Raw genomic sequence first — 25517 nt, 5'->3', positions numbered from 1 at the left:
ATGATCTGCCCATGATCGAGAAGTCGGCGGGGTCCGGCCGTCCCGTGATGACGTACGCCCTCATCGTCAGCTGCTGCCTGATCTTCGTCCTCGGACCGGCCTCCGGGCTCGACCCCCGCTACGGCTCCGGCGGGGACCTCCTCCAGGCGCAGACCTCGTACTTCGAGCGCTGGGGAGTCGTCCCCAGCGCCCTGTGGAGCGGCACCCCCGCCGAGCCGCTGACCCCGCTGACCGCGCTCTTCGTCCACGGCAACTGGCTGCACCTCCTCGGCAACATGCTGTTCCTCTACGTCTTCGGAGCGATGACCGAGCAGCGCATGGGGCGTATTCACTTCGCCCTCTTCTACCTGGCCACCGGCTATCTCGCGCTCCTCGGCTACTCCGCCGCCCACGCCTCCTCGCCGCAGACGCTGGTCGGCGCCTCGGGCGCCATCTCCGGCGTCCTCGGCGCCTTCCTCTGGCTCTTTCCGCGCGCCCGGGTGACCAGTCTGTTCCCGTTCCTCTTCTTCCTCCCGCTGCGCTTCCCCGCCTGGGCCGTGCTGATCTTCTGGGTCACCCTCCAGTGGCTCGCCGCCCGCCAGGCCGACGCCCGCCCCGGGGTGGCCTACCTCGCCCATCTCGTGGGCTTCACCCTGGGATTTCTCTACGCGTGGGCCCGTTTCGGGAGGCCGGATAGAGTGGGCGGCGCAGCCAGGCCCAGCGAGGGAGAAAGCCAGCCGTGATCACTTCGATCGTGCTCATCAGGACCAGCGTGGACCGGATCCCGGAGATCGCCGAGAAGATCGCCGCGATCGAGGGCGTGAGCGAGGTCTACTCGGTCACCGGGGCGCACGATCTGATCGCCATGGTGCGGGTGGCCCAGCACGACGACCTCGCGGACATCATCCCGGGCCAGATCTCCAAGGTCCCCGGCGTGGCCTCCACCGAGACGCACATCGCGTTCCGCACCTACTCGCAGCACGACCTGGAAGCGGCGTTCGCCATCGGCCTCGACAGCTGAGCGCTGTCCTCGCGCCTAGGGGGTGTCTTGTCGATCAGGCCGGATCAGCGAGCGGCGTCAGGGGGCACCTCCCAGCGGTAGCTGGGGGCGCGGTAGCTCGCAACCCGCGTGAGGAGAGCGCAGCGGCGCTGCGTGCGACGAGCGCGGGGCCGCGAGGTGCCGTGCCAGGCGTCGGGAGCCCGGCATGATCGGCAAGACACCCCCTAGCGCACGGGCACGCAGCGGCCGTCCTCCGTGCGGTACTCCCACCGCGCGCCGTCCCGGACCAGCTCCTTCACCGCCCGGACGAAGCGCTCCACATGCTCGTCCGGGGTGCCGGCGCCGAAGCTGACGCGGATCGCGTTCAGGGAGCGCTCGCCCGGGGCGGCCTCGGGCGCGCCGCACTCCCCCGGGTCGCCCGGCTCGCTGTCCAGCAGGGTCCGCAGCAGCGGATGCGCGCAGAACAGCCCGTCCCGTACGCCGATCCCGTACTCCGCGGACAGCGCCGCCGCGAAGTGTGAGCTGTTCCAGCCCTCCACGACGAACGACAGCACGCCCACGCGCGGCGCGTCGTCGCCGAACAGCGACAGCAGCCGCACCTCCGGCACCTCCGCCAAGCCCTCGCGCACCTTCGCGATCAGCTGGCGCTCCCGGGCCACCAGGTTGTCGAACCCGGCCTCGGTCAGCGCCTTGCACGCCGAGGCGATCGCGTACACCCCGATCACGTTCGGCGAACCGGCCTCGTGCCGGGCCGCGGTGGTGTGCCACTCGACGTCCACCCCGCCGTCGTCCCGCCGCGCGACCTTGCGGCTCGCGCCGCCGCCCGCCAGATACGGCCGCGCCTCGCGCAGCCAGTCGGCCCGGCCCGCCAGGACGCCCGACCCGAACGGGGCGTACAGCTTGTGGCCCGAGAACGCCACCCAGTCCACGTCCGACGCGGTGATGTCCACCGGGTGGTGCGGGGCCAGCTGCGCGGCGTCCAGCACGATGCGGGCGCCGTGTGCGTGGGCCGCCGCGGCCAGCTCCTCCACCGGCCACAGCTCGCCCGTCACGTTCGACGCGCCCGTCACGCACACCAGCGCCGGGCCGCCGTCCCGGCCCTCTCGCTGTGCCAGCGCCTTCTCCAGCGTCTCCACCGCCTCGCGCGGCGAGCGCGGCGCGCTCAGGTAGGTCACCCGGGTGTCCTCCCGCTGCTCCCACGGCAGCAGCGAGGCGTGGTGCTCGGTCTCGAACACGAACACCTCCGTGCCGGTCGGCAGCGCGGCGGCCAGCAGGCTGAGCGAGTCGGTCGTCGACCGGGTGAACACCACCTGGTCGTCCGCGCGGCACCCGAGGAACGCAGCGACCTCCTTGCGGCTCGTCTCGAACAGATCCGTCGACAGCTGCGACAGATAACCCGCCCCGCGGTGGACGCTCCCGTAGTAGGGCGCGTAGGCGGCGACGTCGTCCCACACCCGCCGCAGGGCGGGCGCGCTGGCCGCGTAGTCGAGCGCGGCGTACGTCACCTCACCACCGGTGACCAGGGGCACGGTGACGTCGCTGCCGAGGACGGGCAGCGGGGTGGGGGTCGCGACAGCAGAAGGGCACACGGACATGGCGAATTCTCCCGAAGGGGTTGCGGAGCTGCGAAATTCGCTCGACGCACGGTGAGATTGTGCGGAGCCATGGGGGAACGGGCTCTACAGCCCTAGCGCATTCGCTGCGTCACGGAAGAACTCCCTCGACCACCAGGACCCCTAGTGCGAGGGGTCCGCGCTTGCCGCACGCCTCGCTGCGAGCGGCCTGGTCATCACCCGGGGCACCCCGCCACGGACGGAGGGTTGCCGGACAGCGGGCCGGGGCCGAAGTCGCTGTCGCTCGTGACCTGGGAGGAGTATGCCATGCCGTGGGCCGACCGCCACCCCCGTCCGCATCCCGGACGCCAAGTTCCCCACCCCGCCCCTACCCGACCCCGGGGCTCCGCCCCCGGACCCCGCTCCTCAAACGCCGGAGAGGCTGGAAGGTACCCCCGGAGGGATTGGCGGGCTTGGTGGGGGGGGGCACCCCGATGGCCGGGGGTGCGCCCGGAAACTGGGGGGACGACCGGAGGCTGAGGTACCTCCCGAGGCTGGACGCCCCGAGGTGCTGGGAGCACACCCGGAAACCGGGGGGTACACCCGAGGGCTGAGGGGCCCCCGAGGGGCCGGGCATGTGACCTGGGCTGTGGGCAATCGTCCCGCGGAGGGGGCACCTCCCAGCGGTAGCTGGGGGAGGAACGGGTGGGCACAACCCGGCCACCGGGCCGCACCCGGCAACGAAACCCAAAGGCCCCCAGCCGGGCCGCACCCAGCGCGCGTCCGTACCGCCTACGCGTTGCTCGCCCGCACCCACCGCTCCAGGGCATCCCGGGCCGAGCCCGAGTCGATCGACTCGGCGGCCCTCGCCGCGCCCGCGGCGATGCGGGTGGCGAGGGGGGTGTCGGCGGGCTCGCGGTGCCAGTCCAGGGTGGCCAGGGCGGCGCCCGAGTTCAGGAGGACCGCGTCCCGGACCGGGCCCGTCTCGCCCGCCAGGACGCGCCGCGCGACATCCGCGTTGTGGGAGGCGTCCGCGCCGCGGAGGGACTCCACGGGGGCCAGGTCGAAACCGATGTCGCGCGGGTCGAAGGTCTCGCGGCGGACCTCACCGTCCCGGACCACCCACACCTGGGACGTCGCGGTCACGGTCAGCTCGTCGAGCCCGTCGTCGCCACGGAAGACCAGCGCCGAGGAGCCGCGCTCGGCCAGCACCCCGGCCATGATCGGGGCCATCCGGGCGTCGGCGACGCCCGTGACCTGGCAGCGGACCCGGGCCGGGTTGGTGAGGGGGCCGAGGAAGTTGAACGGGGTGGCGATGCCCAGCTCGCGGCGGGCCGCGGCGACGTGCCGCAGCGACGGGTGGAACTTGACCGCGAAGCACATGGTGATGCCCGCCTCCTCCGCGATCTCGGCCACCCGCGCCGGGCTCAGCTCCAGGTTGACGCCGAGCTTCTCCAGGACGTCGGAGGCACCGCTCGCGGAGGACGAGGCACGGTTGCCGTGCTTGACCACGCGCGCGCCCGCGCCGGCGGCCACCAGGGCGGACATGGTCGAGATGTTGACGGTCTTGGCGCGGTCGCCGCCGGTGCCGACGATGTCGACGGCCGGCCCGGGGACCTCGATCGTCCTGGCGTGCCCGTACATGGCACGGACCAGGCCGGACAGCTCGGCGACGGTCTCGCCCTTGGCCCGCAGCGCGACCGCGAACCCGGCGATCTGGGCGTCGGTGGCCTCGCCGCGCATGATGCGGTCCATGGCCCAGGCGGTGTCGTCGGCACCGAGGTCCTGGCCGCCGAGGAGGGCGCTGAGCACGTCCGGCCAGGTGCGGGCCGCCGCGGTGCTGTCGCCTCCGGCTGGGGTCACAACGTCCATGGTCCGCTCCTGAATGATGCCTGGCTCAAATGGATCAGCGCTCGATCAGGGCAAGCCTATCGGCCTGCACACGGCCAGGGCCCCGGGCCGGACGGTGAGGTCCGGGCCGGGGCCCTGGTCTGTGGCGTCAGATGACGGAAGAGATCAGAAGAGATCAGTGGTGGCCGTGGCCGCTGGTGATCTCCTTGTACTCCTCGGAGGTCGGCTTCGGGATGAAGGCGTCCTTGCCGTAGTACGACTTGGACAGCCTGGCCCGCAGCTTCTGCGACGCCGTGACCTTGCGGCGGACGCCGTTCTCGTCGACCTCGGGGCCGATCTCGTACGCCTTCGGCTGCTCGTGCTGGGTGAGCACGTGCAGCTGCTCCTGCGTGAGGGGCTCGTGCACCTCGATGAACTCACCGTGCGGCAGGCGCTTGATGATGCCGGTCTCGCGACCGTGCAGCACCTTGTCCTTGTCGCGCCGCTGGAGGCCCATGCAGATCCGCTTGGTGGCGATGAACGCGAGGGCCGGACCGGCGAAGAAGGCGATCCGCACGAACCACGTGATCGAGTTGATCGACAGGTGGAAGTGGGTGGCCCACAGGTCGTTGCCACCACCGACCAGCATCACGAAGTACGCGGTCAGCCACGCGACACCGAAGGCCGTACGGGTCGGGGCGTTGCGCGGGCGGTCCAGGATGTGGTGCTCGCGCTTGTCGCCGGTGATCCACGACTCGATGAACGGGTAGAGGCCGATCGCGAAGAGGACCAGCGGGAAGGCCACGATCGGGATGAACACGCCCAGGACGAGCGTGTGACCCCAGGCGTTGATCTCCCAGCCCGGCATGACACGGACCAGACCCTCGGCGAAGCCCATGTACCAGTCGGGCTGGGCGCCGGTGGAGACCTGGTCGGGCCGGTAGGGGCCGATGGTCCAGATCGGGTTGATCGTGGCGATCGCGGAGATGACCGCGATGACGCCGAAGACCAGGAAGAAGAAGCCGCCCGCCTTGGCCATGTAGACCGGCAGCAGGGGCATGCCGACGACGTTCTTGTTGGTCTTTCCGGCCCCGGGGTACTGCGTGTGCTTGTGGTAGAAGACCAGGATCAGGTGCGCCACCAGCAGGCCGAGCATGATGCCCGGCAGCAGCAGGACGTGGACCGGGTAGAGCCGCGAGATGAGGTCCATGCCCGGGAACTCGCCACCGAACACGAACATCGAGATGTAGGTGCCCACGACCGGGATCGACAGGAACACGCCCTCGATGAACCGCAGACCGGTGCCGGAGAGCAGGTCGTCGGGGAGCGAGTAGCCGGTGAAGCCGGTCAGCATGCCGAGGAAGAACAGCAGGAAGCCGAACAGCCAGTTGATCTCACGCGGCTTGCGGAACGCGCCGGTGAAGAAGACGCGCATCATGTGCACGAACATCGCGCAGAGGAAGACCAGCGCGGCCCAGTGGTGGATCTGCCGGATCAGCAGACCGCCGCGCACCTCGAAGCTGATGTCCAGCGTCGAGGCGAAGGCCTCGGACATCCGGACGCCCTGCATCGGGACGTACGGGCCGTGGTAGACGACCTCTTCCATGCTGGGGTGGAAGAACAGCGTCAGATACACACCCGTGAGGATGATGATGATGAAGCTGTAGAGCGCGACCTCGCCCAGCATGAAGGACCAGTGGTCCGGGAAGATCTTGCGCATGTTGGCCCGGGCCAGGCTGTAGATGCCCAGCCGGCCGTCGGCCCAGTCGGCGACGCGCTCGCCGGCGGGCGCTTTGCCGCGCCGCTGCGCACCCGTGTCTGTTGCAGTACTCATCCGCGCTCCCAGTAAGCAGGACCGACGGGCTCCGAGAAGTCGCCCATGGCTTCGAGGTACCCCTGGTCATTGGCCCTGATCCGCAGCTGGGGCAGCGCGTGACCGGCCGGACCGAAGATCACTCGGCCACCGTCGGAGAGGTCGAACGTCGACTGGTGGCAGGGGCACAGGACGTGGTGGGTCTGCTGCTCGTACAGGTTGATCGGGCAGCCGACGTGGGTGCAGATCTTCGAGAAGGCGACGATGCCCTCGTGCGACCAGTCCAGCTCGCGCTTGTCCTTGATGTTCTCCGGCTGGAGCCGGACCAGCATCAGGGCGGCCTTGGCGATCTCGGTCTGGAAGTCGTGGTCCTCCTCGCTCATGCCCTCGGGCATGGCGAAGGTCAGGGAGCCCACGGAGATGTCCTCGGGCCGCAGCGGCTGCATGGTGTTGTAGTTCATGAGCCGCTTGCCCTTGGCCCACTCGGTGTGCCGGAGCTTGGTGCCCGGCAGCGGGCCGAGGTCGCGCAGCAGCACGACGCCGGAGAGCGGCACCAGGGCGAGCGCGCCGAAGAGGGTGTTGCGGGCGAGCTTGCGGCGGCCGAAGCCGGACTCCTTGGCACCCGCCGCGAAGTCGTCGAGGACCTTGGCCTTGACCTCGGGGCTGGCCTCGATGGCGTGCCGGTCGTCGGCGATCTCCACGTCGGACATCAGGGTGCGGGCCCAGTGGACCGCGCCGGCGCCGATGGCGAACAGCGCGATGCCGAGGGTGAGGCCCAGCGCGAAGTTCAGCGCGCTGATGTGACCGATCGGGAAGACGTAGATGTACTTGTCGACCGGGAGCGCCACGTAGGAGGCGATGAACGCGATCGTCGCCAGCATCGAGACCGTGAAGAGCAGGGCGACGGTGCGCTCGGACCGCTTGGCGGCCCGCTCGTCGATGTCCTGCTGGCGGTGCTCGTGCGGGGGCAGCCCCGGATCGGCGAACGGGTCCTCCGCGACCGCGGTCGCGCCGCCCTCCGCCCGTTCCGCGGGCAGCTTCTCTTCTGCTTCTGAAATCTCGTGGCTACTCATGACTTCTTGGCCTTTGCGGTCCGGGCGGCGACCCAGATGGTGAGGACGATCAGCGCGCCCATGCCGAAGACCCAGGCGAAGAGGCCCTCACTGACCGGGCCGAGCCCGCCGAGCTCAAGGCCACCGGGGGTCTTGGTCTTGTCGCTGTTGACCGTGTCGAGGTACGCGATGATGTCCTGCTTGTTCTTCTCCGGCATCGTGGTGTCGGGGAAGGAGGGCATGTTCTGCGGGCCGGTCTGCATGGCCTCGTACAGATGCTTCTTGCTCACGCCCTCGAGGGACGGCGCGTACTTGCCGTTGGTGAGCGCACCGCCCTTGCCGGCGAAGTTGTGGCACTGCGCGCAGTTCGTGCGGAAGAGCTCCCCGCCCTTCGCGGCATCCGCGCCGTCGGTGCTGTACTGGCTCTTGGTGGGCGTCACCGGCCCGGCGCCGAGTGAGGAGACGTACGCGGCCAGCTGCTCGATCTCGGCGTCCGAGTAGATGTTCTTCTTCTTCGGCACCTGAGCGCCCGGCTGCTGGGCGGGCATCCGACCGCTGCCGACCTGGAAGTCGACGGCGGCCGAGCCGACGCCCACCAGACTCGGGCCGTCGGAGGTCCCCTGACCGCCCGTTCCGTGGCAGCTGGCGCAGCCGACGGAATAGAGCTTCTTGCCCTCCTCGATGGCGAGGGACTGGGCGGAGCTGTCATCGGCCTTCGCCTCGCTCGGCGAGAACGCGGCGTACAGCCCCCCAGTGACCGCCAGCGCGAAGAGTAGGACGACGAGCGCAGCCAGCGGATGGCGCCGTCGTGCGGAGAGCTTTTTCACGGATTACCCCGGTGTCAGGATCTTCTGCGTCGATGCTTTAAGGACGTGGTTCCGGTCGCGGTGACCGGCTTACTTGATCATCCGACTTACTTGATCATGTAGATGGTGGCGAAGAGGCCGATCCAGACGACATCGACGAAGTGCCAGTAGTAGGACACGACGATGGCCGCCGTCGCCTGCTGGTGGGTGAACCTCTTGGCCGCGTACGTCCTCCCCAGGACCAGCAGGAAGGCGATGAGTCCGCCCGTCACATGCAGTCCGTGGAAACCGGTGGTCAGGTAGAACACCGAGCCGTACGGGTCGGAGGAGAGCGAGAGCCCGTCCTTCTTGACCAGTTCGGTGTACTCGAAGATCTGACCGCCGATGAAGATCGCGCCCATGATGAAGGTGATCACGAACCAGGAGCGCAGCTTCCTCACGTCGCCTCGCTCGGCGGCGAAGACACCGAGCTGGCAGGTGAGGGAGGAGAGCACGAGGATCGTGGTGTTCGTCGCCGAGAACGGGAAGTTCAGCGAGGACGCCATTTCCTTCCAGTGCTCGGCTCCGGTCACCGATCGCAGGGTGAAGTACATCGCGAAGAGGGCCGCGAAGAACATCAGCTCGGAACTCAACCAGATGATGGTTCCGACGCTGGTGAGGTTCGGCCGGTTGACCGACGGGTGCGCGTGCCCGGTATCTACTGCTGTTGCTGTCGCCACGACCGACATTATGTCGGTCGCTTATCCGGCCCTCACTCCCGGGGGTGCCGTTCGGAGTGTCCAGGGCCCTGTCAAGGGCATCGGTGCTGCTCGTCGCGGCGTTCCGGCGCGGTTCCCGGTGGTCCCTCGAAGGAGGGAGAGATCGGTTCACCCTCTCCTCCGGAAGGCTGTACGGGAGTAACATCCGCCACAGGAGCCCGGTAGTCCCCTTGGCTGATGCGGAGGAAACGATGCGGCCGACCGCCACTGTGCTGGTCTACAGCGACGACGCGAACACGCGCGAACAGGTGCGGCTCGCGACCGGTCGTCGGCCCGCCGCCGATCTGCCTCCGGTGGAGTTCGTGGAGTGCGCGACCCAGCCCGCCGTCCTGGCGGCACTGGAGGACGGCGGGATCGACGTGTGCGTCCTGGACGGGGAGGCGGTCCCCGCGGGCGGGATGGGCGTCTGCCGGCAGATCAAGGACGAGATCTTCCAGTGCCCGCCGGTAGTGCTGCTCATCGGCCGCCCGCAGGACGCCTGGCTGGCCACCTGGAGCCGCGCGGAGGCCGCGGTGACGCATCCGGTGGACCCGGTGGCCCTGGCGGACGCGCTGGCCGGACTGCTCCGCAAGCGGCTCGCGGTGGACGCCTGACCGCACCGGGTGCGGTCAGGCTCCGTACGGACTCGTGCGGTCAGGCCATGGGGCGGAGCCGGGCCGAGTCGGCCGGAGTGCTGCCGTCCCGCTGACCGGCGGCCAGCGCGCTGCCCTGGCGCCAGTCGGTCCAGGCCATGTTCCAGTCGCCGTAGCCGTTGCTGAACGGGGCCATGTCGTCCCCGTTGCTGTTGATGACCTTGACGATGTCGCCGATGTGCACGGTGTTGAAGAACCACCGGGCGTTCTCGGTGGACATGCCGGTGCAGCCGTGGCTGACGTTGGCGTATCCCTGCGACCCCGTCGACCAGGGCGCCGCGTGGACGTATTCACCGCTCTTGGTGACCCGGGCCGCCCAGTAGACCATCAGGTCGTAGGAACCGGCGCCCAGGCCGATGCTGGCACCCGTCATCCGCACCGCCGACTCCTTGGCCAGGATCACCTTGGTGCCGTTACGGGTGTCGAAGCCGGGCATACCGGTGGTGATCGGGATGGTCCGGATCACCTGCCCGTTCCGCCGCACCGTCATCTGGTGGGTCCCGGAGTCGGTCAGGGCCTCGATGCGGTCGCCGGTGGTGATCCGCAGCGACTTGGTCTCGCCGCCGTAGAGCCCGCCGCCGATCCTGATGCCCTTGAGGTTGGAACGCACCTTGACGGTGGCGTGGGCGGGCCAGTACTCGGCCGGGCGGTAGTGCAGCGTCTTGCTGTCCACCCAGTGCCAGACGCCGTCCACCGCGGGCTGTGAGTCGACCTTCAGGCCCCGCTCGATCACGGCCCGGGCCGAGGGGTCCTTGACCGCACGGCTCAGCGTGGCGGTGACCGGCTGGCCCACCCCGTACTCGCCCGACTTCGGTCCGAAGGTGACCTTCAGCAGCTTGCGCGCGGAGCTGGTGGTGAAGTTGATCGTACGGCGGCCCGGCGCGCCGCCCGAGTCCTCCGTGGACACCCGCAGCGTGTACCGGGCGCCCGCCGCCAGCGGCACGGTGGAGCGCCACCGGCTGCCGTCCGACGTCAGCTCGCCGCGTACGTACCTGCCCGCCGCGTCGGTGGCGGTGACGTCCGTGATGCGGCCGTCGTCGCCCTTGGCGGTCACTTGGAGCGGCCGGTCCGGGTCGGCGTTGCGCGCGCCGCTCTCACCGCTGAAGGAGACCTGGTCGGCGGCGTCGTACGGCTTGGCGGACAGCGGGTCCGAGGAGGGGCCCCCGCATCCGCTGAGCCCCGCTATCAGCGACGCCACCAGCAGGGCACTGGAGAGCACCGCCCGGGTTCGAGGAGATCGAGGTGTGTGGTTCATGCGCTCACGCTATGGACGCCCGAACCGGACGGCGCGCCGAGCGAGGCACGTGGGTGACCCGGCCGGGGGCACCTCCCAGCGGTAGCTGGGGGAGAACCGAGCCTCAAGAAGAAGGGGCCCGGCACCGTATCCGGTGCCGGGCCCCTCAAGCGATACAGCTACTGGTTCTGGTTCTCGCCGCGGTAGTACTCGAAGACCCACCCGAAGAGGCCGACCATGATGATCGGGGCGGAGAAGAACAGCAGCCACCAGCCGAAGACCACGCCCATGAAGGCCAGGGCGCCGCCGACGGCCAGGGAGAGCGGCTGCCAGCTGTGCGGGGAGAAGAATCCCAGCTCACCGGCGTCGTCCGCGACATCCGCTTCCTTGTTGTCCTGCGCTCCGACATCCACCCGGCGCGCGGTGAACGCCAGGTAGAAGCCGATCATGATGCTCAGGCCGAAGGCGAGGAACAGCGCCGTGGTGCCGGCGGGCTCCTTCGACCACACGCCGTAGACGATCGCCATCACCAGGATGAAGACGGCGAGCCAGATGAACATCCGGCCTTGGACCTTCACTTGTCGGCCTCCTTACCACCCGCGAGGGCCTTGTCTTCATCGGAGGCACCCTGGTGCTCGAGCTGGTCGAGCGCCGCGATCTCAGGGTGGTGCAGGTCGAACGCCGGGGATTCGGAACGGATCCGCGGCAGGGTGAGGAAGTTGTGCCGGGGCGGCGGGCAGGAGGTGGCCCACTCGAGCGAGCGGCCGTAGCCCCACGGGTCGTCGACCTCGACCTTCTTGCCGTACTTGGCGGTCTTCCAGACGTTGTAGAGGAACGGCAGGATCGACAGGCCGAGCAGGAACGAGCTGATCGTGGAGATCGTGTTCAGCGCGGTGAAGCCGTCGGCCGCCAGGTAGTCGGCGTACCGGCGCGGCATGCCCTCGGCGCCCAGCCAGTGCTGCACCAGGAAGGTGCCGTGGAAGCCGATGAACAGCGTCCAGAAGGTGATCTTGCCGAGCCGCTCGTCCAGCATCTTGCCGGTCATCTTCGGCCACCAGAAGTGGAAGCCGGAGAACATCGCGAAGACCACGGTGCCGAAGACCACGTAGTGGAAGTGGGCCACCACGAAGTACGAGTCGGAGACGTGGAAGTCCATCGGCGGCGACGCCAGGATGACGCCGGTGAGACCACCGAAGGTGAAGGTGATGAGGAAGCCGATCGCCCAGAGCATCGGGGTCTCGAAGCTGAGCGAGCCCTTCCACATCGTGCCGATCCAGTTGAAGAACTTGATACCGGTCGGAACCGCGATCAGGAACGTCATGAAGGAGAAGAACGGCAGCAGCACCCCGCCTGTGACGTACATGTGGTGCGCCCACACGGTCACGGACAGACCGGCGATGGAGATCGTCGCGGCGACCAGGGTGAAGTAACCGAACATCGGCTTGCGCGAGAAGACCGGGATGACCTCGGAGATGATCCCGAAGAACGGCAGCGCGATGATGTACACCTCTGGGTGTCCGAAGAACCAGAAGAGGTGTTGCCACAACAACGCGCCGCCATTGGCCGCGTCGAAGACATGCGCCCCGAATTTTCGGTCCGCCTCCAGGGCGAACAGCGCGGCGGCCAGCACCGGGAAGGCGAGCAGCACCAGAACGGCGGTCAGCAGCACGTTCCAGGTGAAGATCGGCATGCGGAACATCGTCATGCCGGGAGCGCGCATGCAGATGATCGTGGTGATGAAGTTGACCGCACCGAGGATCGTGCCGAAGCCGGAGAAGGCCAGACCCATGATCCACATGTCGGCGCCGACGCCCGGCGAGCGGACCGCGTCCGACAGCGGCGAATACGCGAACCAGCCGAAGTCGGCCGCGCCCTGCGGGGTCAGGAAGCCGCCCACCGCGATGAGCGAGCCGAAGAGGTACAGCCAGTACGCGAACATGTTCAGCCGCGGGAACGCCACATCGGGCGCGCCGATCTGGAGCGGCATGATCCAGTTCGTGAAGCCCGCGAACAGCGGGGTGGCGAACATCAGCAGCATGATCGTGCCATGCATGGTGAACGCCTGGTTGAACTGCTCGTTCGACATGATCTGCGTGCCCGGACGGGCCAGCTCGGCGCGCATGAAGAGCGCCATCACGCCGCCGATGCAGAAGAACGCGAACGACGTGACCAGGTAGAGCGTGCCGATCGTCTTGTGGTCCGTGGTGGTCAGCCACTTGACGACGACATTGCCGGGCTGCTTGCGGCGCACCGGCAACTCATCCTCGTACGAGGCGGTTGCGTCGGCACCCTGGGGTTCGTTGAGGATGCTCACTGTGTCTTGGTCTCCGCGTTCTTGGCGGGGTCCGTCTGCGCAATGCCCGCCGGGATGTATCCCGTCTGGCCCTTCTTCGCCAGGTCCTTCAGGTGCTGCTGGTAGCGCTCCGGGGAAACGACCTTGACGTTGAAGAGCATGCGGGAGTGGTCGACACCGCACAGCTCGGCGCACTTGCCCTTGAAGGTGCCCTCGCGGTTCGGGGTGACCTCGAACCGGTTGGCGTGGCCCGGGATGACGTCCATCTTCATCAGGAAGGGGACCACCCAGAACGAGTGGATGACATCGCGGGAGGTCAGGATGAACTCGACAGACTCACCCTTGGGCAGCCACAGGGTCGGGCCCGGGTTGCCGGTCTGCGGATTCCGCTCACCGGGGGTGCCGGTGTCGTAGACGCCCTCGGCGCCCTTGGGGGCGGTGGCGAGCATCTTGTCGGGGATGGTCGCCACCTCCTTCGGCGTCGCCTTGGGGCTGGCCGGATTCCCGTCCACGTTCTCCATGTAGTTGAAGCCCCAGCTCCACTGGTAGCCGACGACGTTGACCACGTGGTCGGGCTTCTTGGAGGTCTTGAGGAGAGCGTTCTCATCGCGCGCGGTGAAGTAGAACAGCACCGCGACGATGATGATCGGGACCACGGTGAACAGTGCCTCGAGGGGCATGTTGTACCGGACCTGGACCGGAACCTCGACCTTGGTCCTGGCCCTGCGGTGCAGGACGACCGACCACAGGATCAGGCCCCAGACCAGCACGCCCACGGCGAGCGCTGCTGCCCACGAGCCCTGCCACAGGGAGAGGATCCGCGGCGCCTCCTCCGTGGCCGGGGTGGGCAATCCGAGGCGGGGGAAGTCCTTGGATGTGCAACCGGTGGCGGTCGCCAGGACCGCGCCGGCGGACAGCGCCTGCAGCAGCTTCCGCCGCACCGGGCGCCGCGACGAGCGGTCGGAGCCGTTGGGACTCACGTAGCGCCTTCCCGAGAGTCTCGCCCGCGCGGTCGGCCGCGGCCGTCATCTGGTCGGTCGCCGGCCCGGTGCGGGCAGGGGTTTGGATGTTTATGCGGACCAAACCCTACTGGACGCCATTTGGCGCTGCGCGGGGAGGGTGCCCAACGCGCCGGACCCCTCCCCGAAGGGGTGGCACCACCGCCGGAACGCCGTGGAATCCCAACGGAATGACCTGCTCCGCCAGCGTTTCCGGGCCCGGGGTGTGACCGGGGGACGACACGGGTAGAGGTGGTGCGGGCACCGCCCGATCGTGTGATGGCGGCTAGCGTTCTTTACGTGCCCTATTTCGACGCGGCCTCGTCCGCACCGCTGCATCCCGTGGCCCGGCAGGCGCTGCTCGCCGCCCTCGACGAGGGGTGGGCCGATCCGGCCCGGCTCTACCGCGAGGGACGGCGCGCCCGGCTGCTGCTGGACGCCGCGCGGGAGACGGCCGCCGAGGCCGTCGGATGCCGCCCGGACGAGCTGGCCTTCACCCCCTCCGGGACCCGCGCCCTGCACGACGGCATCGCCGGGGCGCTGGCCGGGCGCCGCCGGGCCGGGCGGCGGCTGATCGTCTCCGCCGTGGAGCACTCCGCGGTGTTCCAGGCCGCGGCGGCGCACGAGGCGTCCGGCGGCGGGGTCACCGAGGTCCCGGTGGACCGTACGGGCCGGGTCGCCCCTGACGCGTACGCGGCGGCCCTGCGCGACTCCCCCGACGGCGTCGCGCTGGCCTGCCTCCAGTCCGCCAACCACGAGGTCGGCACGGTGCAGCCGGCGGCCGAGGCGGCGGAGGCGTGCGCGGCGGACGGCGTACCGCTGCTGGTGGACGCGGCCCAGTCGCTGGGCTGGGGCCCGGTGGAGGGCCGGTGGTCGCTGCTCACCGCGAGCGCGCACAAGTGGGGCGGCCCGTCCGGGGTCGGGCTCCTCGCTGTGCGCAAGGGCACGCGGTTCCGCCCGGCCGCGGCGGACGAGCGGGAGTCGGGTCGCGCCCCGGGCTTCGAGAACCTTCCGGCGATCGTCGCGGCCGCCGCCTCGCTGCGCGCCGTACGGGCCGAGGCCGCCGAGGAGGCGGAGCGGCTGCGGGGTCTGGTGGACCGCGTCCGGGCCCGGGTTCCCGAGCTGGTGCCCGACGTGGAGGTGGTGGGCGATCCGGAGCGGCGGCTGCCGCATCTGGTCACCTTCTCGTGTCTCTATGTCGACGGGGAGGCGCTGCTGCACGAGCTGGACCGGGCGGAGTTCTCGGTGTCGTCCGGCTCGTCGTGCACGTCGAGCACGCTGGTCCCCAGCCATGTGCTGCGGGCCATGGGGGTGCTGTCCGAGGGCAACATCCGGGTCTCGCTCCCGCGCGGGACGTCGGGGACGGACGTGGAACGGTTCCTGGAGGTGCTGCCGGGAGTGGTGGCCGGGGTGCGCGAGCGGCTGGGCGCCCCCGCGTCGGCCGGTGCGCCCGCGGACGAGCCCGCCTCCGGTCTCGTGGTGGACTCGCTCGGCAAGCGGTGCCCGATCCCGGTGATCGAACTGGCCAAGGTCATCGGCGAGGTGCCGGTGGGCGGGGTGGTGACCGTGCTGGCCGACGACGAGGCGGCCCGGCTGGACATCCCGGCCTGGTGCGAGATGCGGGGGCAGACGTACGAGGGCGAGCGCCCCGCCGAGCGCGGCACGGCGTACCGGGTGCGCCGCCGGACGTAAAGGCGGCCTGGCATAAAAGCGGCGGGGGCCGAAGGAACGTTCCCTCGACCCCCGCGCCTCATGCGCGCACTGCCCTCAGGCCAGGTGGTCGCCGATCTCGGCCGCCGCCTCGTGGCCGTACGCCTTGGCGAACCGCTCCATGAAGTGGCCGCGGCGCAGCTCGTACTCCTGCGTGCCGACCGTCTCGATGACGAGCGTCGCGAGCATGCAGCCCACCTGGGCGGCGCGCTCCAGCGACAGGCCCCAGGACAGGCCGGAGAGGAAGCCCGCACGGAAGGCGTCGCCGACGCCCGTCGGGTCGGCCTTCTGCTCCTCCTCCGCGCAGCCGACGACGACCGGCTCCTCGCCCTCGCGCTCGATCCGGACGCCCTGGGCGCCCAGCGTGGTGACGCGGGTGCCGACCTTGGAGAGGATCTGCTCCGAGGTCCAGCCGGTCTTGGTCTCGATCAGCGCGGCCTCGTACTCGTTGGTGAAGAGGTACTGCGCGCCGCCCACCAGCACCCGGATGTCCTCGCCGTCCATGCGGGCGAGCTGCTGCGAGGGGTCGGCCGCGAACGGGATGCCGCGCGAGCGGCACTCCTCGGTGTGGCGGACCATCCCCTCCGGGTCGTCCGCGCCGATGAGGACCAGGTCGAGACCGCCGACCCGGTCCGCGACCGGCTGGAGCTCGATCTGGCGGGCCTCGCTCATCGCGCCGGTGTAGAAGGACGCGATCTGGTTGTGGTCGTCGTCCGTGGTGCAGACGAAGCGCGCGGTGTGCTGGGTCCCGGAGATCCGGACGGACTGGGTGTCCACGCCGTGCCGGTCCAGCCAGGCGCGGTATTCGGCGAAGTCCTCGCCGGCCGCGCCGACCAGGATCGGACGCAGTCCGAGCATCCCCATGCCGAAGCAGATGTTCGGGGCGACTCCGCCCCGGCGGACTTCGAGGGTGTCGACCAGGAAGGAGAGGGAGACCGTGTGCAACTGGTCGGCGACCAGCTGATCGGCGAAGCGGCCGGGGAAGGTCATCAGATGGTCGGTGGCAATGGAGCCGGTGACGGCGATACGCACGAGAGCTGCTCCTGTTTCGGGGCGGCGGCGAAATCGGACGCTTCACGCTATCGGCTTCCCCGGCCGCTTACGAACGGGAGGAACTACCCGGTAGTAGGGCATACGGTGCAGAGATGACGGGGCGCGTGCCCGTACGGGCCCCTTTCGACCGGGAGGCTCCATGCCGCAGCACGTCACCCCCGCCCAGGCCGCCACCGGGGCGATCGAGCCCGACTCGCTGGCCGAACTGCGCGGCTACGGGGCGCGGATGGCGCCGCACTGGGCGGTCCCGGCGCTCACCGTATCGCCTCCCGCCGCGCCCGTGTCCCCGTCGCGCATCCGCGGGATCACGGTCCCCGCCGCGTCCGCCGATCTGGTCGGCGGCATGTCCGACTACGGGGACTGAGCGCGGCGGCTGGAAAGCGGCGGAACCAGCGGAAGGAACCAGCCGCCCCTTCAGCCCGTCACACCGGCAACCCCCTCGCGAGGGCATTGGGACCGGACAACGTGAGCGGAGCCGAAGGAGTAGAACGGTGAGCACCGAGGAGACCGACACCCCGCAGACCCCCGACGACGACCATCCGCAGCCGCGTCGGCGTTCCCGGCTGGCCGTCGTATCGGTGGCGGCCGCGGTGCTGGTCGCCGGTGGCGGCGGCGCCTACTGGGCCTCGACCGCGGCGAACGGCGGCGGCTCCCAGGGCTCGGCGGGCCGGGACGGATCACCCCGGCCCCTCGCACTGGACGCGTACGCCGCCCCGGCGGGGAACAGCGGTAACGGCGGGCGCGACGGCATCGCGGTCGGCGAGCCCGATCCGCACGGCGGCGGCCGCTACGTGGTCGACGGAAAGCTGCCGGACGGGCCCGACGAGGCACCCGTCTACCGGACCGACGCCAAGGTCGCCAAGGCCGACGTGGAGCGGCTGGCGAAGGCCCTGGACGTCTCCGGCAGCCCCCGCGACGACCACGGCAACTGGAAGGTCGGCGGTACGAAGGACGGCGGGGGCCCGGTGCTGCGGGTGAGCCAGAAGGGCCCGGGCAGCTGGTCGTACTCCCGCTTCGGGACGCCGGGCGGCGACACCTGTGTGCACCCGCCGGGCGCGGGGCCGAAAACCACCGACGACGAGCGCTGCCCGACCTACCGCGAGGGCGACAACAAGAACGACAAGGCCGAGAAGGCCGAGAAGGCCGGCCGGAGCGACAAGGCCGTGTCCGAGGAGAAGGCCAAGCGCACGGCCGAGCCGGTGCTGAAGGCGCTCGGGCTGACGGAGGCGAAGCTCGACGCGAGCGGCCGCTACGGCGCCGTGCGCATGGTGAACGCGGACCCGGTGCTGGACAAGCTGCCCGCCCAGGGCTGGACGACCAGCCTCCAGGTGGGCGCGGACGGCCAGCTGACCGGCGGGAACGGCGCGCTGTCGGCGCCCAAGGAGGGCGACAGCTATCCGCTGATCAGCGCGGAGCAGGCGCTGAAGAAGCTGAACGCCACGGCCCCCAGGAGCGGCCCGGACGGGTCCAAGAAGGTGACCGTGAAGTCGGTGACCTTCGGTCTTGCCGCGCACTCCGTGGACGGGCAGCGGGCGCTGGTGCCGTCGTGGATCTTCAAGACGGAGCCGACCGGGGCGAACGGCGTCGCGGCGACCCTCCCCTACCCGGCCGTGAAGCCGGAGTTCATCAAGAAGAAGGCCGCCCCGGGACAGGGCAAGAAGCACAGTGAGCCGGGCACCCCAGGCCGCGGCTCCAAGACCGACGACATCACCTCGTACAGCGCGGACGGCAAGACCCTGACGCTGCGCTTCTGGGGCGGGGTGTGCAACACGTACTCGGTCTCCGCCGACGAGACGGCCAAGCGGATCACGGTCGAGATCAAGAGCAAGCCGAAGCGTCCGGGCCAGGCGTGCATCCTCATGGCCAAGGAGATGACCAAGAAGGTCACGCTCGACAAGGCGCTGGACGGCCGTGAGGTCGTGGACAAGGCCACGGGCGAGAAGGTCCCGGCCGCGAAGAAGTAGGCGGCAGCCCCTCACACGCCGGAGGCGGCGGGTCCGGATGGACCCGCCGCCTCCGTATGTAGTTGTCCGCGCCTCAGCTGAAGGAGTCGCCGCAGGCGCAGGAACCCGTGGCGTTCGGGTTGTCGATCGTGAAGCCCTGCTTCTCGATGGTGTCGACGAAGTCGATCGAGGCACCGCCCAGGTACGGGGCGCTCATCCGGTCGGTCACGACCTTGACGCCGTCGAAGTCCTTGACGACGTCGCCGTCGAGCGAACGCTCGTCGAAGAAGAGCTGGTAGCGCAGGCCGGAGCAGCCACCGGGCTGGACGGCGACGCGCAGCGCGAGGTCGTCGCGGCCCTCCTGCTCCAGCAGGCTCTTGACCTTCGACGCGGCGGCGTCGGACAGGATGATGCCCTCGCTCGCGGTGGTCTCGTCCTGAACGGTCATCTGCTTCTCTCCCGGGTCGTACGGACTGCTTGCCGTCGGCACCAACCAACGGCGCCCCGGATTCATTCCGGGCCCAGCGCATGTTCCTGGGTCTCATGCTCGCACACGGGGCGCGCGGGCCGTAATGCGTCACATCGACGCGATGCCCATCGTCAATCTGACGTGAAGCAGCTATGATAGATAGCGTCAAATTGACGATTAGGGTTCCGAGTGAAGAAAGAAGGGTGCGTGCAGTGACCACCGCCCAGCCCCTCGACGTCCAGCCGACCCCGCTCGCGCTGCTCCTCCTCGGCCGTGACGCCGACCCCCGCAGCGAGCGCGGTGTGGAGTGCCCCGGCGACCTCCCCGCGCCCTCCGACCCGGATCTGGTGGCCCGGGCCCGCGCGGCCAAGGAGAAGCTCGGCGACAAGGTCTTCGTGCTCGGCCACCACTACCAGCGCGACGAGGTCATCGAGTTCGCCGATGTCACCGGTGACTCCTTCAAGCTGGCCAGGGACGCGGCCGCCCGGCCGGACGCGGAGTACATCGTCTTCTGCGGTGTGCACTTCATGGCGGAATCCGCCGACATCCTGACCGGCGACGGTCAGCAGGTCGTCCTGCCCGACCTGGCGGCGGGCTGCTCGATGGCCGACATGGCCACCGCCGAGCAGGTCGCCGAGTGCTGGGACGTGCTGACCGAGGCGGGCGTCGCGGAGACGACGGTGCCGGTGTCGTACATGAACTCCTCCGCCGACATCAAGGCCTTCACCGGCCGCCACGGCGGCACGATCTGTACGTCCTCCAACGCGCGCCGCGCCCTGGACTGGGCCTTCGAACAGGGCGAGAAGGTGCTCTTCCTGCCCGATCAGCACCTGGGCCGCAACACCGCGGTGCGGGACATGGGCATGTCGCTGGACGACTGCGTCGTCTACAACCCGCACAAGCCAGGCGGCGGGCTGACCGCCGAGCAGCTGCGCGCCGCCAAGATGATCCTGTGGCGCGGCCACTGCTCCGTGCACGGCCGCTTCTCGCTGGAGTCCGTGCGCGACGTCCGCGAGCGCATACCGGGCGTCAACGTGCTGGTGCACCCCGAGTGCAAGCACGAGGTCGTCGCGGCGGCCGACCTCGTCGGCTCGACCGAGTACATCATCAAGACCCTCGAAGCCGCCCCGCCCGGCAGCAAGTGGGCCATCGGCACCGAGCTGAACCTCGTCCGGCGGCTGGCGAACCGATTCGCCGCCGAGGACAAGGAGATCGTCTTCCTCGACAAGACGGTGTGCTTCTGCTCGACCATGAACCGGATCGACCTCCCGCACCTGGTCTGGGCCCTGGAGTCGCTGGTCGCGGGCAAGGTCGTGAACCGCATCCAGGTGGACGCGGAAACGGAAGCCCACGCCAAGGCCGCCCTGGAGCGGATGCTGGCGCTCCCGTAGCCCTCCTCTGGTTCCGGGCGCTCGGACTGCACTCCCTGATGAGCATCGAGCTGTGCAGACGGCTGGAGGAGTTCCCCGCCGGATGACGGCGGGCACCCGCCCGGGGGTCACGCCCCCGGGCGGACCAGGCCCGTCTCGTACGCGATGACCACCAGCTGGGCGCGGTCCCGGGCGCCCAGCTTGGCCATCGCCCGGTTGACGTGCGTCTTCACGGTCAGCGGGCTGACCGCCAGCCGGGTGGCGATCTCGTCGTTGGGGTGGCCGCCCGCGACCTGGACCAGCACCTCGCGCTCGCGCCCTGTGAGGGCGTCCAGCCGGGCGGCGTCGTACGCGGCATCGCCGGAGCCCGGGGTGCCCTGGGCCAGGAAGCGGGCGATCAGGCCCTTGGTGGCGGCCGGGGAGAGCAGCGCCTCGCCCGCGGCCGAGATGCGGATGGCGGCGAGGAGTTCGCCGGGTTCGGCGCCCTTGCCGAGGAAGCCGCTCGCCCCGGCGCGCAGCGAGTCCACCACGTACTCGTCGACCTCGAAGGTGGTCAGCATCACCACCCGGACGTCGGCGAGCAGCGGATCCTCGCTGATCATGCGGGTGGCGGCGAGCCCGTCCGTACCGGGCATGCGGATGTCCATCAGCACCACGTCGGCGCCCTTGGCCCGCACGATCTCGACCGCCTCCGCGCCGTCCGACGCCTCCCCCACCACCTCCATGTCGGGTTCGGAGTCCACCAGCACCCGGAACGCGCTGCGCAGCAGCGTCTGGTCGTCGGCGAGCAACACCTTGATCGTCACGATTCCCCTCCCCTGCGGGTCTGCAGGGGAAGTGTCGCCCGCACCTGGAAGCCGCCCTCGGGGCGGGGTCCCGCCTCGCAGGTGCCGCGCAGCGCGGTGACCCGCTCCCGCATCCCCAGCAGCCCGTGTCCGCCGCCCTCGTCGTCGGACGGGGTGCCGACGCCGTCATCCCGCACCGTGATCTCCAGCGCGCCGTCCGTGCGCACGATGCGCACCTCGGCCCTCACCTCGGGCCCGGCGTGCTTGTGCACATTGGTCAGCGCCTCCTGCACGACCCGGTACGCGGTGAGGTCCACCGAACCGGCGAGCGCCCCGAGGCCGCCCCGCGGGTGCGCCTCGACGTCGACCCGCATCCCGGCCCGTACGAAGCCGTCCACCAGCTGGTCGAGGACGCCGAGCCCCGGTGCGGGCTCGGTGGGGGCTGCGGGGTCGCCGTACTGCCGCAGCAGGCCGACGGTGGCGCGCAGCTCGTCCAGCGCCGAGCGGCTGGCCTGGCGTACGTGCGCGAGCGCCTCCTTGGCCTGGTCCGGGCGGTTGTCCATGACGTGCGAGGCGACCCCGGCCTGCACGTTGACCAGCGCGATGTGGTGCGCGACGACGTCGTGCAGCTCACGGGCGATCCGCAGCCGCTCCTCGGCGACCCGGCGCCTGGCCTCCTCCTCGCGGGTGCGTTCGGCCCGCTCGGCCCGCTCCTCGATCGCTGCGATGAAGGCGCGGCGGCTGCGGACGGCGTCGCCCACGGCGGCGGCGAGCCCGGTCCAGGCGAAGATGCCCCAGTTCTCCTGCGCGTACCAGGGGGTCAGCCCGAAGAGCATCCCGGTGCCGGTGAGCAGCGCGGCCGTGGCGGCGCCGATCCGCCAGGTGGTATGCCGGTCGGTGCGCGCGGCGACGGTGTAGAGCGCGACCACGACCCCGAAGACGATCGAGGTGCGCGGCGGGCCCTCGTCGTTGGTGACGATCTCGATGACGCTTATCGCGCAGGTGAACGCCAGCACCGCGCGCGGCAGGTCGCGGCGCAGCACGAGCGACGCCGAGGTGAGGGTGGCCAGCAGCACGAAGAAGACACCGATGGGCCGGTGCTCGCGCAGATGCGGGTTGGACGCCGCGCCGATGAGGATCAGCGCGAGGCAGCAGGCGGCCACGAGGGTGTCCAGGGCGCGTGGATGGGCGGCCAGCCAGCGGTACGGACGGGCCAGGCCCGGCCCGACGGCGAGGGGAGTCACGGGATCCAACGGTAGACGCCGCGCCGCACCGCTTCGGAAGCGTCCCGTCCCCGTCCGCCGTACGGCGTCGCTGGTATCCGCGGTGAGCTGGGCTGTGGCCTGGGACGACGCACGGTCTGCGGGCACGGCGGTCAGCCCGGGATGAGGCCGTCGTCCTTGAGCATCGCCTTGACTTCCTCAAGGGTCGCCTCCGGGGCGGGAAGGATCAGCCCCGAGGGCTCCAGCGCGTCGACGGGCAGCGGCTCGCCCGCCGAGCGCACCGCGTCGAGGAGCGCACCGAGGGTGCGCCGGAAGGCGTCGTGGTCGCCGCTCTCGATGGCGGCGAGCAGTTCGTCGTCCAGCGTGTTGAGCCGGGGCAGATGGCTGTCGTCCACCTGCACCTGCCCCTCCCCCATGATCCGTACGATCATGACGACCTCCTTGGGACGTCGGTACGTCGTGGGGCCTCGCCCGGGTGAGGGGCGGCGGCTACTGCTTGTCGAACTTGTGCTGGCCCTGGGACTGCTGCGACGAGTCCTGCTGGCCGCCCTCGATGGCCGCCTGCGAGCCGCCGCCCGCCAGCTCGGCCTTCATCCGCTGGAGCTCCAGCTCGACGTCCGTACCGCCGGAGATCCGGTCCAGCTCGGCCGCGATGTCGTCCTTGGCCATCCCGGACTGGTCGTCCAGCGCACCGGAGGCCAGCAGCTCGTCGATCGCCCCCGCGCGGGCCTGGAGCTGCGCGGTCTTGTCCTCGGCGCGCTGGATCGCCATGCCGACGTCGCCCATCTCCTCGGAGATGCCGGAGAACGCCTCGCCGATCCGGGTCTGCGCCTGGGCCGCGGTGTAGGTGGCCTTGATGGTCTCCTTGCGGGTGCGGAACGCGTCGACCTTGGCCTGGAGCCGCTGCGCGGCCAGGGTCAGCTTCTCCTCCTCGCCCTGGAGCGTCTGGTGCTGCGTCTCCAGGTCGGTGACCTGCTGCTGGAGCGCGGCACGACGGGACAGCGCCTCGCGCGCCAGGTCCTCCCGGCCGAGCGCGAGCGCCTTGCGGCCCTGGTCCTCCAGCTTGGTGGACTGGCCCTGCAACTGGTTCAGCTGAAGCTCCAGGCGCTTACGGGACGTGGCCACGTCGGCCACCCCGCGCCGGACCTTCTGGAGCAGCTCCAGTTGCTTCTGGTACGAGTAGTCAAGGGTCTCGCGCGGGTCCTCGGCCCGGTCCAGGGCCTTGTTGGCCTTCGCGCGGAAGAGCATCCCCATACGCTTCATGACACCGCTCATGGGCCTCGCGCGCCCCCTTCTTACGGACTTGTGACACCGGCACACCCAACAGACCCAGCCTACGGGCCCTGCTTCCATTACCGCACTGTTCCGCCCGTCTCGCGCTCCTCCTCCAGGACGATCGCGGTCCGGGCGCCTCCGGCGCAGGGAGGACAGGAACCTGTCCGTGTTGTCCGGGTTGGCCGCGGTTCACCGTGGCTCACGGCGGAAAGCGGTTGCCCGATCTTTCCCCCTGACGCTGGGGCCCACACCCGTGAACCCGTACCCTTGGGCTTTGTGTTCCGAAGCCGTTCCAAGGATGAGCAGGCCGCCGCCGCCAAGGTGACCGCGGACCAGCCGCAGCAGACCCGAGACCCGCAGGCGCCCAAGGGCCGCCCCACGCCCAAGCGCAGCGCCGCCCAGTCGCAGCGCCGCAGCCTGGCCAATACGCCGACGACCCGCAAGGAGGCCAGCAAGCGGCAGCGGGAAGCCCGCCGCTCCGACCTGGCCCGTCAGCGCGAGGCGCTGGCCGGTGGCGACGAGCGCTACCTCCCGGCCCGCGACAAGGGCCCGGTGCGCCGGTTCGCCCGTGACTTCGTGGACTCGCGGTTCGTCATCGCCGAGTTCTTCCTGCCGCTCGCCGTGCTGATCATGGTGCTCAGCATGATCCAGGCGGGGGCCATGCAGAGCTATGTGCTGCTGCTGTGGATGGTCGTCATCGTGCTGATCGTCCTGAACTCGTTCGTGATCGCCTTCCAGCTCAAGCGGCAGCTGCGCCAGAAGTTCCCGGACGAGAACCTGCGGGGCGTCGTCGCGTACGCCCTCATGCGCACCCTCCAGATGCGCCGGCTGCGCCTGCCCAAGCCGCAGGTCAAGCGCGGAGAGCGGCCCTGAGCGGGACCTCCGGCTTCGCCGGTGGGGCCGCCGGATGGCTCGGCGGCCTCGGAAGCTTACGGAACACGGTCCGGCAGGCCCTGGTCGCCCATCAGCTCGATGAGCAGATCACCTCGCGGTTCCGGTTCGACCAGCGCCTCAAGGTCCTCGACGTCGGCGTCGGCCAGGGCACCCAGGCGCTCCGATTAGCCCGCGCGGGCCATGAGGTGACGGGCCTCGAATCCGATCCGGCCATGCTGGAGGCGGCCCGTACCGCCCTCGCCGACGAACCCGAGGGCATCCGCGCACGGGTGCGGCTGCTGGAGGGCGACGGCCGCGACACCGGGGCGCAGTTCCTGCCCGGCGCCTTCGACGTGGTGCTGTGCCACGGCGTGCTCATGTACGTCGACGAGCCCGACCCGCTGCTCGCCGGGCTGGCCCGGGTCCTCGCCCCCGGCGGCCTCCTCTCCCTCCTGGTCCGCAACGCCGACGCGCTCGCCATGCGGCCGGGGCTGGCCGGTGACTGGACCACCGCGGTCAGCTCGTTCGACACTCCCACGTACACCAACCGGCTCGGGCTCCAGGTGCGCGCCGACCGGCGCGAGGAGCTGACCACCACGCTCACCGCGATCGGGGCGCCGCTGCACGCCTGGTACGGGGTGCGGGTCTTCACCGACCAGGCCCCCGACACCGCCGAGCCCCCGCCCTCCCCCGAATGGGACCACCTGCTGACCGCCGAGGAGCGGGCCGGGCGCACCGATCCGTACCGCGCGGTGGCGGCGCTGCTGCACCTGTGCGGGGTGCGCGGCGGAGGCTGACTTCCCCCTTTGACTCCGGTGACTCCGGAGCGGGGCCCGCACGGCGGACCGTGCGGGCCCCGCTCCGTATC

25 protein-coding genes and 1 riboswitch are annotated in these 25517 nt (G+C 70.3%); of the genes, 9 read left to right on the top strand and 16 right to left on the bottom strand.

What is annotated here, in order from left to right; translation table 11 throughout:
* Positions 1-11 precede the first annotated feature (11 nt).
* On the top strand, positions 12-722 hold the full coding sequence (locus ACH4TL_RS26820) for a rhomboid family intramembrane serine protease (RefSeq protein WP_398320196.1): 711 nt from the start codon (positions 12-14) through the stop codon (positions 720-722).
* Complete coding sequence (locus ACH4TL_RS26815; RefSeq protein ID WP_398320199.1) at positions 719-1000, top strand: Lrp/AsnC family transcriptional regulator; 282 nt, start codon at positions 719-721, stop codon at positions 998-1000. Before ACH4TL_RS26820 ends, ACH4TL_RS26815 begins: the two co-directional genes overlap by 4 nt.
* Positions 1001-1203: 203 nt before the next feature.
* On the opposite strand, the gene ACH4TL_RS26810 is transcribed toward ACH4TL_RS26815, so the two are convergent.
* From ACH4TL_RS26810 to ACH4TL_RS26785, 6 genes are all read right to left on the bottom strand, one after another.
* A complete protein-coding gene (locus ACH4TL_RS26810; RefSeq protein WP_398320201.1) occupies positions 1204-2574 on the bottom strand; it encodes an aminotransferase class V-fold PLP-dependent enzyme in 1371 nt (456 codons plus the stop codon).
* Between the two features lie 152 nt (positions 2575-2726).
* A riboswitch (SAM riboswitch) is annotated at positions 2727-2844 on the bottom strand.
* A 480-nt stretch (positions 2845-3324) separates the two neighbouring features.
* Positions 3325-4404, bottom strand: coding sequence for an anthranilate phosphoribosyltransferase (gene trpD / locus ACH4TL_RS26805; protein WP_398320204.1), 1080 nt, complete (start codon positions 4402-4404; stop codon positions 3325-3327).
* 154 nt (positions 4405-4558) lie between these two features.
* Positions 4559-6196 carry a cytochrome bc complex cytochrome b subunit gene (locus tag ACH4TL_RS26800; RefSeq protein ID WP_398320207.1) on the bottom strand — a complete coding sequence of 546 codons (1638 nt, stop codon included), beginning with the start codon at positions 6194-6196 and terminating at the stop codon, positions 4559-4561.
* The gene (locus tag ACH4TL_RS26795; protein WP_398320210.1) at positions 6193-7248 is read right to left on the bottom strand and encodes a Rieske 2Fe-2S domain-containing protein; all 1056 of its coding nucleotides are present in this window, start codon (positions 7246-7248) and stop codon (positions 6193-6195) included. Before ACH4TL_RS26795 ends, ACH4TL_RS26800 begins: the two co-directional genes overlap by 4 nt.
* Positions 7245-8054 carry a c-type cytochrome gene (locus ACH4TL_RS26790; RefSeq protein ID WP_398320213.1) on the bottom strand — a complete coding sequence of 270 codons (810 nt, stop codon included), beginning with the start codon at positions 8052-8054 and terminating at the stop codon, positions 7245-7247. Before ACH4TL_RS26790 ends, ACH4TL_RS26795 begins: the two co-directional genes overlap by 4 nt.
* Positions 8055-8140: 86 nt before the next feature.
* On the bottom strand, positions 8141-8761 hold the full coding sequence (locus ACH4TL_RS26785) for a heme-copper oxidase subunit III (RefSeq protein ID WP_398320216.1): 621 nt from the start codon (positions 8759-8761) through the stop codon (positions 8141-8143).
* 221 nt (positions 8762-8982) lie between these two features.
* On the opposite strand from ACH4TL_RS26785, the gene ACH4TL_RS26780 reads away from it, so the two are divergent.
* Complete coding sequence (locus ACH4TL_RS26780) at positions 8983-9384, top strand: hypothetical protein (protein WP_398320675.1); 402 nt, start codon at positions 8983-8985, stop codon at positions 9382-9384.
* A 40-nt stretch (positions 9385-9424) separates the two neighbouring features.
* Here the strand turns inward: ACH4TL_RS26780 and ACH4TL_RS26775 are convergent, their stop codons facing one another.
* The 4 genes from ACH4TL_RS26775 to coxB all read right to left on the bottom strand — a co-directional run bounded on the left by ACH4TL_RS26775 (position 9425) and on the right by coxB (position 13930).
* Positions 9425-10678 (bottom strand): Ig-like domain-containing protein, encoded by a 1254-nt coding sequence (locus ACH4TL_RS26775; RefSeq protein WP_398320219.1) that lies wholly within the window; start codon positions 10676-10678, stop codon positions 9425-9427.
* A gap of 158 nt (positions 10679-10836) precedes the next feature.
* Positions 10837-11235, bottom strand: a complete 399-nt coding sequence (locus tag ACH4TL_RS26770; protein ID WP_398320222.1) for a cytochrome c oxidase subunit 4 — start codon at positions 11233-11235, stop codon at positions 10837-10839.
* Positions 11232-12971: a cytochrome c oxidase subunit I gene (gene ctaD, locus ACH4TL_RS26765; protein WP_398320225.1), complete on the bottom strand. Its 1740-nt coding sequence runs from the start codon at positions 12969-12971 to the stop codon at positions 11232-11234. Before ctaD ends, ACH4TL_RS26770 begins: the two co-directional genes overlap by 4 nt.
* On the bottom strand, positions 12968-13930 hold the full coding sequence (gene coxB / locus ACH4TL_RS26760) for a cytochrome c oxidase subunit II (RefSeq protein ID WP_398320228.1): 963 nt from the start codon (positions 13928-13930) through the stop codon (positions 12968-12970). Before coxB ends, ctaD begins: the two co-directional genes overlap by 4 nt.
* Positions 13931-14248: 318 nt before the next feature.
* On the opposite strand from coxB, the gene ACH4TL_RS26755 reads away from it, so the two are divergent.
* On the top strand, positions 14249-15640 hold the full coding sequence (locus ACH4TL_RS26755) for a cysteine desulfurase/sulfurtransferase TusA family protein (RefSeq protein ID WP_398320231.1): 1392 nt from the start codon (positions 14249-14251) through the stop codon (positions 15638-15640).
* A gap of 75 nt (positions 15641-15715) precedes the next feature.
* On the opposite strand, the gene ACH4TL_RS26750 is transcribed toward ACH4TL_RS26755, so the two are convergent.
* Positions 15716-16690 (bottom strand): carbohydrate kinase family protein, encoded by a 975-nt coding sequence (locus ACH4TL_RS26750; RefSeq protein ID WP_398320234.1) that lies wholly within the window; start codon positions 16688-16690, stop codon positions 15716-15718.
* 160 nt (positions 16691-16850) lie between these two features.
* Between ACH4TL_RS26750 and ACH4TL_RS26745 the strand changes: the two genes are divergently transcribed.
* Both ACH4TL_RS26745 and ACH4TL_RS26740 read left to right on the top strand, forming a co-directional pair.
* Positions 16851-17075 carry a hypothetical protein gene (locus tag ACH4TL_RS26745; protein WP_398320237.1) on the top strand — a complete coding sequence of 75 codons (225 nt, stop codon included), beginning with the start codon at positions 16851-16853 and terminating at the stop codon, positions 17073-17075.
* A 127-nt stretch (positions 17076-17202) separates the two neighbouring features.
* A complete protein-coding gene (locus tag ACH4TL_RS26740; RefSeq protein ID WP_398320240.1) occupies positions 17203-18675 on the top strand; it encodes a hypothetical protein in 1473 nt (490 codons plus the stop codon).
* 73 nt (positions 18676-18748) lie between these two features.
* Here the strand turns inward: ACH4TL_RS26740 and erpA are convergent, their stop codons facing one another.
* Positions 18749-19102, bottom strand: coding sequence for an iron-sulfur cluster insertion protein ErpA (gene erpA / locus ACH4TL_RS26735; RefSeq protein WP_135340779.1), 354 nt, complete (start codon positions 19100-19102; stop codon positions 18749-18751).
* A 224-nt stretch (positions 19103-19326) separates the two neighbouring features.
* On the opposite strand from erpA, the gene nadA reads away from it, so the two are divergent.
* Positions 19327-20514, top strand: coding sequence for a quinolinate synthase NadA (gene nadA, locus ACH4TL_RS26730; protein WP_398320244.1), 1188 nt, complete (start codon positions 19327-19329; stop codon positions 20512-20514).
* A gap of 107 nt (positions 20515-20621) precedes the next feature.
* Here the strand turns inward: nadA and ACH4TL_RS26725 are convergent, their stop codons facing one another.
* From ACH4TL_RS26725 to ACH4TL_RS26710, 4 genes are all read right to left on the bottom strand, one after another.
* Positions 20622-21299, bottom strand: a complete 678-nt coding sequence (locus tag ACH4TL_RS26725; RefSeq protein WP_398320247.1) for a response regulator — start codon at positions 21297-21299, stop codon at positions 20622-20624.
* Positions 21296-22531 (bottom strand): sensor histidine kinase, encoded by a 1236-nt coding sequence (locus tag ACH4TL_RS26720; protein WP_398320250.1) that lies wholly within the window; start codon positions 22529-22531, stop codon positions 21296-21298. The genes ACH4TL_RS26725 and ACH4TL_RS26720 overlap by 4 nt, the downstream gene beginning before the upstream one ends.
* 122 nt (positions 22532-22653) lie before the next feature.
* Positions 22654-22932: a hypothetical protein gene (locus tag ACH4TL_RS26715; RefSeq protein ID WP_398320253.1), complete on the bottom strand. Its 279-nt coding sequence runs from the start codon at positions 22930-22932 to the stop codon at positions 22654-22656.
* Between the two features lie 58 nt (positions 22933-22990).
* On the bottom strand, positions 22991-23764 hold the full coding sequence (locus ACH4TL_RS26710) for a PspA/IM30 family protein (RefSeq protein ID WP_398320256.1): 774 nt from the start codon (positions 23762-23764) through the stop codon (positions 22991-22993).
* 288 nt (positions 23765-24052) lie between these two features.
* Here ACH4TL_RS26710 and ACH4TL_RS26705 point away from each other — a divergent pair, with 288 nt between their 5' ends.
* Both ACH4TL_RS26705 and ACH4TL_RS26700 read left to right on the top strand, forming a co-directional pair.
* Positions 24053-24649 (top strand): DUF3043 domain-containing protein, encoded by a 597-nt coding sequence (locus ACH4TL_RS26705; RefSeq protein WP_398320259.1) that lies wholly within the window; start codon positions 24053-24055, stop codon positions 24647-24649.
* 80 nt (positions 24650-24729) lie between these two features.
* A complete protein-coding gene (locus ACH4TL_RS26700) occupies positions 24730-25446 on the top strand; it encodes a class I SAM-dependent methyltransferase (RefSeq protein ID WP_398320678.1) in 717 nt (238 codons plus the stop codon).
* The last annotated feature ends 71 nt before the right edge of the window (positions 25447-25517 follow it).

The organism is Streptomyces sp. NPDC021115 (genome assembly GCF_044333065.1).
In the GTDB taxonomy this organism is placed as follows: domain Bacteria; phylum Actinomycetota; class Actinomycetes; order Streptomycetales; family Streptomycetaceae; genus Streptomyces.
Note: the sequence above shows the minus strand (reverse complement) of the source record. Positions and strands in the feature narration are given on the sequence as shown.